Genomic DNA, 12,261 nt, shown 5'->3' with positions numbered 1-12,261 from the left:
TGATGGTTATATCAGTTAATTCAAAACATATGATAATCGGCTTAACGTAACTGCGGTGAATGTTTGGACTTTCGGCCGCTGTTGTCTACAGATTTCTTGTATCAACCGCTCTCAGCAGTTGAAATCCGCAGACAAAGGCGGGCGCTACCGCTCCTACAGTTCCAAACTTCCCCTCTGTTACTTCAGCCTTACATATAAAAATTGATTCCACTTATATAGTAGTAAGTCGCTGCTTATGCTTCCTCCCAGAAGCGGCGGACGTTATCCATCGCAATTCTGGATGCTGTTTTGCAATTTTCCATACCTTCGAATTCGACAGAGATATATCCGTCATAACCGGACTGCTTCAGCACACGGAATACTTCCGGCATGTCGATATCCCCGTGACCCACAATCGCTCCGCGCAGGTAATTGCCATGTGCGGTCTGGAACCAGCCCTCTCCAGGATTACGGTAGGATGGTCTCCAATAGAAATCTTTGGCGTGCACCATGGATGCATAAGGAATGTTGTTTTTCACAGCGCTAACCGGGTCTTCATCCACACACAGGAAATTGCCGATATCCAGCGTTGTCCTGAAGTTTTCACGTGCCGTCTCATGCACCAGCCGCCGGACACGCTCACTGGACTGCACATAGTAACCATGATTCTCCACACTTGTGGTAATGCCGTGACTCGCTGCGTAATCGGCAATTCGCTGACAGGCCTTCACCAGAACAGGCAGGTCCGCTTCAAACTGGGCAACAGTGCCCTCCTGTGCAGGACGAAACGCAACATCATGGCGCATTCTCGTAACGCCAAGTGCGGCAGCGACATCCACATGCTTCATGACAGTAGCAATCTCATTTTCAAGCGCATCCGGGCCTTCTCTAGTAACGAAGTTGGCACCTATTGCGTAATTGGAAATATCAATTCCCACGTCTTGCGCAGCCTCTCGAATCTGGTCAATTAATTCCGGTTGGTCGATCAGGCTGTACCCGATCGGAACAATCTCCACATGTTCTCCGCCCTGCTCGGCGATGTAACGAATGGCGTCGGGTACAGTCAGTTCCTTGGCATCCAGTGCCTGTTGCAGACTGTATGTGCTGAGTCCTACTTTCATATCCTCTCATCCTCTCCTGCTGGTGTGTGGCTCTACCTTACATATACCTTTTTCCATAAGATCATACAATTACCAATAATCGTTTGCTACTCTATTTTCCATGGGATGAATCCAAAATCGGCTTATCTACAAATGTTACGGCTCAATCGCCAGCTTCATGCACCTCTTGTTTGCTCAGATATACACCCAGCCAGGACAACGTTGGATACCATCTGGATTCATGAATGGTCAGACGAATAGTTCTGGCGGTAAAAGGTTCGAAACTACAGATTCGTTTGTGACCAACAATCGTGCCGCGATACAGCTCCTGCCAATCGCCACTCTCACCCTTTGCCTCCAGCGTAAACCGCTCAATTCGTTGGCCTGAACGGATATGCTCCATGAGAACAACTCGGTCGAACCGCTTTTCCTCCGGCAGCTCTACTTCCAGCCAAGCCAGTTCAGTTCCTTCAGATGGGCACCAGAACGTATCAGATTCCTCAAGCAATACCTGGGTAGCCACATGTTCATCACCCATGGTATCCGATGCCTGAATTCTCGCCCCAACAGCCAGACTTTGCCGATAAGTACTGCGCAAAAAGTCTCCGAGCTGCTGCAGCCGCTCAATATCCTGTTCGTGAATAAGGCCGCGTCGATCTGGTGGAAGGTTTAGTAGAAAATTGGCGTTGCCGCCAACCGCTCCATCATAGATGCCAAGCAGTTCCTCCAGCGATTTGACTTGATCGTCCTCGCTTGCATGATAGAACCAACCCGGACGGATGGATGTATTCACTTCTGCGGGATACCAGATGAGCTTGCCCTCATGCTGCCGGATCACTTCCCGACTCCCCAAATCGGCATCCTGTGTATTAATTCTGCTGGCAAACTCACCATCATCCACCTGCTGCGATTGCTCCTGGATCTTCTCATTATCTTGCAAGTAGGCAGGTACGACGCTCCATTCCGAAGTCCGGGTATGACCTGCCTCATTGCCGCACCAGCGAACATCCGGTCCACATACCGAGATTACAGCCTCTGGCTGCAACTCCCGGATCAGCGCATAATAGGAATCCCAATCGTAGACCTGCCTTTTCCCATTCGGCCCCTCTCCGCAAGCTCCGTCGAACCACACGCAGAAAATTTCACCATATTGGGTTAACAGCTCACGCAGCTGATTTTCGAAAAATTCGTTGTATCGCTCTGAATCTCCGTAGGATGCTTCATGACGGTCCCAAGGAGACAGATAGATACCGAACTTCAACCCGCCTTCACGGCAGGCATCGGCAACTTCTTTCACCAGATCACCCGCACCATTTCGCCAAGGGCTGGCGGCTACCGTATGTTTCGTGTACTGGCTTGGCCACAAACAAAACCCGTCGTGATGCTTGCATGTGAGAATTAATCCGGTCATACCGGCAGATTTGCACGCCTGAACCCATTGCCGGGCACTCAGATGAGAAGGGTTAAAGATATCGGGATCTTCATTTCCCGTTCCCCACTCCTGATCTGTAAACGTATTCATGGTAAAATGAATAAATGCATAGAACTCCATCTCCTGCCATTTCAGCTGACGTTCTGATGGCACGACCTGTGCCGCTGCCTTCACCCAATCGGTTGTATTTACTGGATTCCTCTCCTCTCATGCCGGTTCTCTGTCCGCTTTCCGTCAAATGCCATAAAGGACCGACAGAGCACAGCATCTCCAGCGGTCCTTAATTATGTTCATCTGTCGTTGAAAGTCAGCTGCCTGATTGCAATTCGATCCCTGTGCCACGAAGACTCTACCAATCTCAGCGGAACGATCCACGAACCCTCCTGCTGTCCCCACATCCTGCTCACCACATCCATTGCCTTTTCATGCTTGCCTGCAAACCATGCCGCCATAACCTTCATGAATGGGTCTCCTTTCGGAAAATGATGGGTTAGCCATTGGAGTAATCACATTTGTTATTTTCGTTATCATAAAAATGTTATTGTTTTATTCATAAACAGTCTAAGACGTTATGAATGAAACGTCAATACACAAAAAAGACACCCCTAAGGGTGCCTCTCTCTTGATCAATATCGAATATTATTATGTTCATTTTCGCTTTGCCTTTGTCATTCGATTAAACATTATCAGTGCAGCAATCAACATGGCAACAATTGCGATATTACTTGCTGCATCATGCGACATGCCGAACAGAACGCCCAGATTGGTAACCAGGCCTCTGACAATCAGCGCAACCGCAATCAGCAGAATGGGGCTCCAAAAATTATACCTTCTCATCCTTCGCAACACTCCTGACCAGATTGTTCAGAAATTCCGGATCTCATAACACAATCATAACAGTCGTCATGTTCAGTTACAACAGATCAGACGATCTTGCGTTACACTTGTTTGAATTCGATCCAGTCGATCTGCAGACCTGGTTTGGTGAAGTCCAGCTTCAATTCGTACAAGCCTGCTTCCAACTCCACTTTGACAAGTTTCTGTCTGATCCATTTACCTTCAGTACCATTGGTTTGAATGGTCGTCATCAATTGATCATTGAGAATCACATTACATGCACTTTGAGCCAGTTCCGGCTCAGGAGACATGATCTGTACAATAATCCGGTATTGACCTGCTTCGTCTACTTTCATGTAGACAGGTTCGCCCACAACGGGTTTGACCTGTGCATTCTCAGCCAGCACTTGTGCCTGCTCTGAGGAAAGTGAAGCATTCGCTTGGAATGAAGCGACATTCTCTACAATCTCATGTTTTCTGGAGAAGACAGGTGCATTCATGATGAACTCACAAATATTCATGGCTGAACGCTGAAGCTCGCCACGTGTCAACGTCCCATTTTCCAGAGATTCAATCGTGTTGTCATCCCAGCCGTTGATTTCTGCACCATAGTTAGGTACAACCATGTACAGGTCGTTTTGAGCGCGAACCATCCAGTTGGTGTTTTTCCGATCTGCTGGTCCACCTTCAACGCCATCATTCATAATAGCCCACCAGTCGGTCATTACGATACCTTGGAAGCCCCACTCTCCACGAAGAATGGTTGTGTTCAGATCATAGTTCGAAGCTGCCCAATGTCCATTAATCGGATTGTAGGAGGTCATGATCGAGTTCGCACCGCCTTCTTTTACGGCAATTTCGAACCCTTTCAGATAGATCTCACGCAAGGCACGTTCAGATACAACAGCATCCACTTTACTGCGATGTTTCTCCTGATTGTTGCAGGCGAAATGTTTCAGCGTAGCATTAGAGCCACCCTTCATGATTCCTTTTGTACATGCAGCAGCAAATACACCGGAAATCAGCGGATCTTCCGAGAAATACTCAAAGTTACGTCCGTTCATCGGACTCCGGCGAATATTCAATCCAGGCCCGAGCAGTGCATCCACCTGATTTCTCAGCAATTCCTGGCCTTCCATCACATACAGCTCTTCGACGAGTTCTGCATTCCATGTTGCGGCAAGCAAAGTTCCAATGGAAACTTGTGTAGCCTTCTCCCCGCTATCCATACGAATACCGGATGGGCCATCTGCAGTACATGCAACAGGGATTCCGTAATTAAACAGACTGTCACTAACACCGCCAAATGCGGAAGCTGTACCCGATGTAACGAGTGGGCTGCTCATGCCTTCACCTCTCACGATGGCTGCCAGGTCCTGATCACTCAATTGGGCGATAAAAGCCTCCAGGCTGACTTTGCCATCCTTCACGTCTCTCAGCTTGTAGCCCTGATTGCCGGTTTGCTCCAGCGTTTGCGGCAAGCATTGTTCAATTCGTTCAGCCATGGATACTTGGCGCGTCGGTACATCTGCATAGATCAGCTCGTAAGATCCATCATCTTTGCGCACTCCCGGCTTCATTCTCGTAAAGCTTTCGGTCGGTGCCATTGCCTCCTGGAGCTGTTCCACGAGTTGAATCGTTTCTACGACGTAGCCATCTTGGCCATCAATGCTGACATGCTCCACATTTTTGACACTGGTTCCCACGTACAAACGATATGTTCCTGGCTCAAGTACATACGCCGATGCATGTCCTGTTACGCCAGCATCATCATAGGAAGCCATGGAATCTACAGGGAAGCTCACAGTCAGGCGCTGAGACTCACCCGGCTGAAGCAGATTCGTTTTGCCGAATGCCACCAGAGCTTTCGCAGGTTTCCCTAATTGACCTTGTGGAGCTTCATAATAGATCTGTACTACTTCTTTACCGGCATAGGTTGTGCCCGTATTGGTGACGGTTACATTCACCTTAATGCTGTTTTCTCCGTCTTGGGAGATCCATTTTGCGTCTTCGGCCTTGGTTGTGAACGTGGTATAGGACAAGCCGTATCCAAATTCAAATTGTACTTTTTCAGGTCGAAACGTTTCGAAATAACGATAGCCTACGTAGATATCTTCTTGATAAAGGTTCTTAAACTCATTCCCGTAATTGCTTGTGGAAGGATAATCTTCAATGGAATATGCAATCGTATCGGTCAATTTACCACTTGGTGTAACGTCTCCGGCCAGTACATCGGCGATCGCATTACCACCCTCCATACCGCCATGCCACGAGTAAATGACACTTTGGATTGGATGAACATAACTTTCATCATTCAACCAGCTCATGTCCATGATATTCGAAACATTCAACACAACGATCGTTTGTTCAAAATGATTCGTGACCTGCTTCAGCATCGCTTTCTCATCTTCCGTCAACCGGTAGCTGCCTGGTGCATCGACGTTATCCTGATCTTCGCCTGCTGTACGTCCAATCACCACGATTGCTTTGCTGGATTTACTTCTGGCTTGAGATACCACTTCATCCGTTAAAGGCATTTCTTTCTGGTTCCAAGGCTCTGCCGCCCATACTTTTCCACCGTCATCAAACGGGTTTTCCTCAATCCATTTTTCATAGACAGCTGCCAATTCTTCATTGACCGTAAGTCCTTTTTTGCTGCGCAGACCATCTAGCAGATTGGTTGTATACGCCACATGAACGCTGCCGCCTGAGCCTGTACCACTGCGATAATAGTTGACTTGAATCCGTCCAAATACTGAAACGTTTTCGTCTTTCTGAATCGGAAGAGCTCGTCCTTCGTTCTTCAAAAGCACTGCGCCTTCAGCGGCAACCGTACGGCTAAACTCTGCAAACCCTTCCAATGGAACTCCGATTTGATGTGTGCTCAATGATTTCCCTCCTGATTGTCATCTCCATCTCCACGAATCACTATGTATAAAATGAATTTATGAATCTCACACTTGGGTCACTCCAATGACAGAACAACCTTCCGATCACTGTTATCCCCAGATTTCCTTAATACCTTTTTAAAAGGTTGAAATCCGGTGCTAAAAGGTGAAGCGTATGCTTCCGATGTAGCTTTCTTTCAGAAAGCTTTTGGCTTCGCTTCTTCAGGTTTTTTCTGTCCTCTCCGTTATCGTGTAACTCTTCTTGGTTCATTTTATAAAGAAAGTTATTCGTTAATCTGGTAGATTCACTTGTATCTAGTCTCATATTAACAGATTCTATAGTAGAAAATAAATCAGGTTAAACGTTTTTTCTCACAGTAGACATGATATTTACAATTATCCAACTAAAAAAGCCACGAACGTCATTCGTCCGTGACTTTTATGCTTGTGCGACCAACGCATCAGGTCGTCAATTTGGCATAGACAAGAAAGAACACCATGTTCTCTCCCACGATTGCATAATTAGGCACCCGATAGATCAGATCCACAACGATAAACGCGGCCATTATCCCCAGCATAAACACCAAGTGACGCGGACGTAGCCGCAGATGAGCATGTCTGTATCGGTGGAACACCAGCGAGGTGGACAGAAAATACAGCAGAACCGAGCCAAATACAAAGGCCAACATGAAACCATAATTGAGTTCATTCAGGTATAAAAGTTGAATAGAAGCGGCAATCATGCTCATGGATATATAGATGAACAGATGGCCGTAGATGATCGCTTGCCCGGCGGTCTGGATCTCTTTGCTAACCTTTTTCTCAACATTATCAAAATACTGCCACCACATCGCAATCACGAATATGGATGTAAACGCCGCGAATAGAACAGATCGTACATCCCAGTGATCCATTTGCAGCACGGCAATGATACTGACAACCGACTCACCGAGCAGGATAAGCGTAAACAGAGCAAAACGTTCCAATAAATGATGCGTGTGTATCGGCACCTTCACCAGATTTTTGCGTCCGATGAGCGGAAGAATGATATCCACGGCAATTCCCACGTACAAAACCGCATATCGCAGCCACGAATCAAAGAACAGGGAACCTGTTGAGATCAATATACCGATGATGAAGCATACGCCCAGATAACGGGCGGCCTTCTGTTGATGTTCGCTTTTGGAATTATGAATCATAAAATATTGAATGGCTGTCAAAGCTCTCGAACCGATATAACCCGCAAAGAAGGGGAGATAGTATTGATCAAAATCAACCGAGAGGCTCGCCGTCATCACCAGAACGGACAGGAGTTGAAGGATAAGAAAGACTCGATGGATGAAGATATCCTGACCATAACGATTAATGAATAGGGTCTGACCGACCCATGCCCACCAGACAGGAATGAAAATCAAAACAAATTTCATCAGATATTCAAACGAAATCACGCCGTGTTCAGCATGCAGCAGGACATGACCCGCTTTGGAGACTGCCGCTACAAAGAGCAAATCATAGAACAGCTCCAGCCAGGTAACCTTTTTTTCCATCATCCTTCAATGCTCCTTTAGTTGAACTCATCTCAAAAAGATTACTTGTTCTTACCTCTTGTTTAACGTGCCATCATAGAATGCGAAGGCTCTAACGTTCTGACTTGGATCGGCTGCAAATTGCCTTCAATTTGGGCGCGATATGGCTCAAACCACTCTGGCAACATGAGTTTCTGTCCGAGCGACTCCGCCGGCTCATCTTTCGCGAATCCAGGAGGATCGGTAGCAATTTCGAACAGGATTCCGCCCGCTTCTCTGAAATAGATTGCGTTAAAATATTGACGGTCCCGAACAGGTGTTGGCTGATAGCCGTACTGTTGTACAGCTTCTCTCCACTGCTCGTGCTCTGCAAAATCTTTGGCACGCCACGCAATATGGTGGACCGTCCCTGCTCCACCTGCCCCCAAAGCCATCCGGGTGACAGGAACATCCACGACATTACCGATATCTCCGATGGACCGGAATCGTACATACTCCTCATTTTCATCTACTTTGGTGAATCCGAGTATTTTGTCCAGCGCATCCATCGTTCTCTGCGGATTGACGCTGAACAGCACGGCACCTCCAAATCCTTTGATGGCTTTGTCTGCGGGAATTCCTTCATGCACCCAGGTGCTGGCTGCGCCCTCTTCACGTTCAACCAGTTCAAGACGCAAGCCCTCGCTGTCTTCGAACTGCAGCAGCTCTTCGTTAAAACGATTGGTTTTTGTTACCTCAATGTTATACTGTTCCAGCCGATCCTGCCAGAAGCCAATAGTCCCAGGCGGAATCACATACGAGGTGATGCCGACCTGACCGCCACCAATTTTGCCTCGCGGTGATCCGGCTGATGGGAAGAATGTGATAATGGTACCTGGACTTCCGTTCTCATCCCCAAAGTACAGATGGTAAACGTCTGGTGCATCGAAGTTGATTGTTTTTTTCACAAGCCGAAGTCCCAAGACACCAGCATAAAAGTCGACATTAGCCTGCGGATCTCCCGCAAAAGCTGTAATATGGTGAATACCTGCAGTTTGAATTGTCATCATCATTTCCTCCTTGGTTTATAGATCATTTATATTATCTTAATATTAAGATATTAAACCGAACTGAGTCAGTTATTATTTTGTTGGGCCTGTTCCTGTTTCAGTTTATCCGGAGTGACGTCATCGCCGTTCGGATCATAGATGGTTACATTCAGCAGAATATCGTTGATCGAACCGCGAAAGGTTTGCAGGTATTCCTGGCGCAGACGAATTTGTTCCGCTTTCTCCATCTCCGTCAACCCTGCGGCTTTGGCTTTTCTTGAAAGTTCATTTATTCTGGTCAATGTTGGAATCATCATCTTGGATCTCTCCTCGTAAATCGAAATTAAGATATTTGCTTTTCTTGGTGTAATTTATATTCAAATTAAATATCTTAATTTAAAGATAAATGATTTATGATCCGTTGTCAACCGTTTTCTCCCATTTAAAATTTTGTATGAGAAAAAGGGCCTACTCCAACGTTTGACCTTAGAGTAAGCCTTTCTAATATTTAGATATAGGTTAACCCAACTTCTGACCACAGTTTGGACAGAAATTTGCCCCTTCATTCTTGGCGCCACAGTTCGGACAGAAGTTCGGCTTTTTATGGTCTCCAGACGAAGAAGATGCACCTGCATCGCTGTTTGGATTACCCGCAGGCTTTTGATCCGAATTCTGGTTCTGGTTATTCTGGTTCTGATTCATGTTCTTCATCATTTCATTCGCCATGTTCATGCCCATCATCATGCCCGCCATATCCGAAGCAGCGCCGCCACCCTTAACTTTACCGGATGAGATGCCATCCGTCATGCTGACCTGCTGATATTTTTGCAAATTGCCGATCATTTCATGTGAAGCCGTCTTCGTAATCATATCCTGGATCTCCTGCGGATAGTTGAAGCTCATCACCTGGAAGCCTGTGATCCCGATCCCGATGTCCATCATTTGCATATCCAGATCTTCCTGAATACCTTTGGCAATATCCGAGGCATTCGCCTGCAGGTTGAACATGTCCTTACCCTCACGGCTGATCCATTTCATTAGCAACTGATCCAGCACAGACGTAATCCGGATTTTGACATCTTCGACCAGATAACTCTGCTTGATACCCGCGATTTTATCGATCAATGTCACATAGTCACTTACTTTAAAATTAAACGTACCATTCGCACGAATCGGCATCCCGCCTGGAAGTTGAGGAGTCGGAATCAATACCGGGCTTTGCGTACCCCACCGAACCGTAAACTCCTTCGTATTCACAAACAGCACTTCGACCCGCATGCCGCTGTTGAATCCGAACTTGAAGCCTTTTAAGGTAGACAGAAATGGAATGATCTCGGAATCGATATTAAACGACCCCTCATCCTCAAAAATCCCTTCCACCTTGCCGTTATTCAGGAAGATCGCATCCTGTCCCGAACGGATAATCAATTTACTTCCCTTCTTGATCTCACGGTTACTCCACTTCCAGAAAATCATATCATCTCTGAACTCTTCCCATTCCACTACATTTGAAAATTGATTTTTGAAAAATCCCATACTCGTTCCCATCCCTTCTATAGTAAACATTTTGCAGCATCATGACATAAGCTATGTTGTTGTTTTTCCTACTAAAAAGATCCTCTACTACCACTGTGCGAATGACCGCCTCGGCTGGTACCACCGCCACCGCCGCCTCCGCCACCATTGTTGTTGTTCTTCTCAATTTTGCGTTTGGTTACCGTTGTACGGATATACCGATCCTGACGATCGATTACACTGGAAGTACTTGAATCCTCATAGGTCGCCCGGTTGACTGTCACACGTCCGCCAGAACGATAGGCCATTACCCCAACAGCAATACCTCCAATCGCTACTGACGCAATAAGTTGGAACCAGATATTGAAGAGAATATTATCAGGATTCACGCCCGGCTTATATCCCATATATTTGTAGGAGAGATTAATATATTTTTCAAAAGCAAGCTTGTAATTCCCCTCTGTCAGATCGGGAGTAATTTTGTTTCTAATTTTATCCAGCCTTCCACTGTCCAGATAAACTTTGGCTTTATAGAATCCAGCCAGATAAACATCCCGATTGTACATATCCAACGTTAGAATGACCGCATTTCCATGCGCTTTATCATACCCAAGAGCGTGCTCATCATAGAAATCTTCGGTCAGCAGCTGTACATCCTGATTCTCCGTATTATTCGTTGTCAGAATAACAAAATCCGTCTGCCTCTCTGCCCCATATTCATTCGCCAATGCGTTCAGTTCACTTTTCTCCTGCTCGTTCAGCAGATTAGCTTCATCGTAAATCAGGTTTTTGCTGTCTGCCGCCGATACCACTGACATTGGAATCAATGGAGAAACGAGAGTAATCACCAATAAAATGAGTGTTGCCATCCATGCCAGATGTTTTCTTTTTCTCACAGGAATCCACCTCCCATCATCCAGGAGACCAGTTTCAATGACAACAAGGAAACGGCTGAAATTCCTGCGAACCATCCGGCAACTTTAGCTTTGCTAATAGGCGGTTTACCCACCACTTTACCTGTCTGACCATTCATGGCAAAGGTATACTGCGAACGATTGTAGTCATAGTAAACCATCCATACCGGGAGCAGCACATAGTCTGCATTTTTTAACGTAGTATCAATCTGTTTGTCCGTGTAACTAACACTGTTATAGCCTGAAACGGTTGATGCAATATAAGAATCGATATAAGAGCTCGTTTTTTCCTTGGCGCGCGGGTACAGTTCCTCATCGGTATAACTATATTTTTCCGCAATGTACCCGGCGAGATACGGGGTTTTGAAAAGCTTTAACTGGTTATACGGAAATGGCTCCAGCTTATCCATCAGTTCATCTTTCATTTTCTCCGAAGCATCGATGGGCAGATTCACATAATTCAGCCGGATTCTCCGGTAAATATCAAAATGCTGTGTTTCCGTATAATGATAATCACCCTGCGTGTAGGTTCTGATTTTTGTGCCACGGCCATGAACTTCGATTTTGTTATGTAACTCATATAACCAGAAGGGCACGTAAATCCCGGTAATGCTCTTGACCCGGTCAGCTGTCATGAAGCCGCTAGGAGTCAGCAAGCCGTTTCTGCACCACTTTTTGAACGCCTGCTGGGCCTCATCCTTACTGATCGAAAAGGGTAAGACCATGGCCGGTGCCAGATCTCCCGTCAGTCGATCACTCAGAACAACGGCCGCTCCACAGAAGCTGCATGTCGTTGCACTTGTCTCCGGCTCAGTCACAATATCCGCGCCGCAGCTGTTACAGTGATACTCCTTGACCTCATTCTCCGTGAATACCTGTTTCTTCAGCGGATCGGGGATCTGTTCGATATTATCCTGTCGTCCGCAGCTGGGGCAGGATAACGCTCCAGTTGCACTGTCAAAAAGCATTCCACTGCCGCAGTTAGGACACTTGTACTCGATTACCGGCATTTGCTCACCTCAATGTTTAACGAAATGTTTTA

At 46.5% G+C, this 12,261-nt stretch carries 11 protein-coding genes; all 11 read right to left on the bottom strand.

The genetic code is table 11. The annotated features are described in order from the left end of the window. Window positions 1–233: 233 nt before the first annotated feature. The gene (locus BMY78_RS30605) at window positions 234–1,100 is read right to left on the bottom strand and encodes a sugar phosphate isomerase/epimerase family protein (RefSeq protein WP_090905054.1); all 867 of its coding nucleotides are present in this window, start codon (window positions 1,098–1,100) and stop codon (window positions 234–236) included. Window positions 1,101–1,242: 142 nt separating this feature from the next. After that, a complete protein-coding gene (locus tag BMY78_RS30600; RefSeq protein ID WP_371129209.1) occupies window positions 1,243–2,664 on the bottom strand; it encodes an alpha-L-fucosidase in 1,422 nt (473 codons plus the stop codon). Window positions 2,665–2,801: 137 nt separating this feature from the next. Then, window positions 2,802–2,972: a hypothetical protein gene (locus BMY78_RS33025; RefSeq protein ID WP_161490621.1), complete on the bottom strand. Its 171-nt coding sequence runs from the start codon at window positions 2,970–2,972 to the stop codon at window positions 2,802–2,804. Window positions 2,973–3,159: 187 nt separating this feature from the next. After that, window positions 3,160–3,348 carry a hypothetical protein gene (locus BMY78_RS30595; RefSeq protein ID WP_024629467.1) on the bottom strand — a complete coding sequence of 63 codons (189 nt, stop codon included), beginning with the start codon at window positions 3,346–3,348 and terminating at the stop codon, window positions 3,160–3,162. A gap of 101 nt (window positions 3,349–3,449) precedes the next feature. Then, window positions 3,450–6,236 (bottom strand): glycoside hydrolase family 3 C-terminal domain-containing protein, encoded by a 2,787-nt coding sequence (locus BMY78_RS30590; RefSeq protein WP_090905053.1) that lies wholly within the window; start codon window positions 6,234–6,236, stop codon window positions 3,450–3,452. A 461-nt stretch (window positions 6,237–6,697) separates the two neighbouring features. Next, window positions 6,698–7,786, bottom strand: a complete 1,089-nt coding sequence (locus BMY78_RS30585) for a low temperature requirement protein A (RefSeq protein WP_090905051.1) — start codon at window positions 7,784–7,786, stop codon at window positions 6,698–6,700. 59 nt (window positions 7,787–7,845) lie between these two features. Continuing rightward, the gene (locus BMY78_RS30580; protein WP_090905049.1) at window positions 7,846–8,808 is read right to left on the bottom strand and encodes a ring-cleaving dioxygenase; all 963 of its coding nucleotides are present in this window, start codon (window positions 8,806–8,808) and stop codon (window positions 7,846–7,848) included. Window positions 8,809–8,876: 68 nt separating this feature from the next. Next, complete coding sequence (locus tag BMY78_RS30575; protein WP_090905153.1) at window positions 8,877–9,104, bottom strand: DUF896 domain-containing protein; 228 nt, start codon at window positions 9,102–9,104, stop codon at window positions 8,877–8,879. A gap of 205 nt (window positions 9,105–9,309) precedes the next feature. Further along, window positions 9,310–10,326, bottom strand: a complete 1,017-nt coding sequence (locus BMY78_RS30570) for an SPFH domain-containing protein (RefSeq protein ID WP_090905047.1) — start codon at window positions 10,324–10,326, stop codon at window positions 9,310–9,312. A gap of 71 nt (window positions 10,327–10,397) precedes the next feature. Next, window positions 10,398–11,174: a TPM domain-containing protein gene (locus BMY78_RS30565; protein WP_177185933.1), complete on the bottom strand. Its 777-nt coding sequence runs from the start codon at window positions 11,172–11,174 to the stop codon at window positions 10,398–10,400. 23 nt (window positions 11,175–11,197) lie between these two features. Continuing rightward, a complete protein-coding gene (locus tag BMY78_RS30560) occupies window positions 11,198–12,229 on the bottom strand; it encodes a TFIIB-type zinc ribbon-containing protein (protein ID WP_090905045.1) in 1,032 nt (343 codons plus the stop codon). Window positions 12,230–12,261: the final 32 nt, after the last annotated feature.

The organism is Paenibacillus sp. OK076 (genome assembly GCF_900110055.1).
Classification (GTDB): domain Bacteria; phylum Bacillota; class Bacilli; order Paenibacillales; family Paenibacillaceae; genus Paenibacillus.
This window is presented reverse-complemented; position numbering and strand designations above follow the sequence as displayed.

Excerpts from the sequence above, each read along its gene's own strand:
- BMY78_RS30580 (WP_090905049.1), bottom strand. The coding sequence starts at position 8,808 with ATGACAATTCAAACTGCAGGTATTCACCATATTACAGCTTTTGCGGGA.
- BMY78_RS33025 (WP_161490621.1), bottom strand. The coding sequence starts at position 2,972 with ATGAAGGTTATGGCGGCATGGTTTGCAGGCAAGCATGAAAAGGCAATG.
- BMY78_RS30570 (WP_090905047.1), bottom strand. The coding sequence starts at position 10,326 with ATGGGATTTTTCAAAAATCAATTTTCAAATGTAGTGGAATGGGAAGAG.
- BMY78_RS30565 (WP_177185933.1), bottom strand. The coding sequence starts at position 11,174 with ATGGCAACACTCATTTTATTGGTGATTACTCTCGTTTCTCCATTGATT.
- BMY78_RS30605 (WP_090905054.1), bottom strand. The coding sequence starts at position 1,100 with ATGAAAGTAGGACTCAGCACATACAGTCTGCAACAGGCACTGGATGCC.
- BMY78_RS30575 (WP_090905153.1), bottom strand. The coding sequence starts at position 9,104 with ATGATTCCAACATTGACCAGAATAAATGAACTTTCAAGAAAAGCCAAA.
- BMY78_RS30585 (WP_090905051.1), bottom strand. The coding sequence starts at position 7,786 with ATGATGGAAAAAAAGGTTACCTGGCTGGAGCTGTTCTATGATTTGCTC.
- BMY78_RS30560 (WP_090905045.1), bottom strand. The coding sequence starts at position 12,229 with ATGCCGGTAATCGAGTACAAGTGTCCTAACTGCGGCAGTGGAATGCTT.
- BMY78_RS30595 (WP_024629467.1), bottom strand. The coding sequence starts at position 3,348 with ATGAGAAGGTATAATTTTTGGAGCCCCATTCTGCTGATTGCGGTTGCG.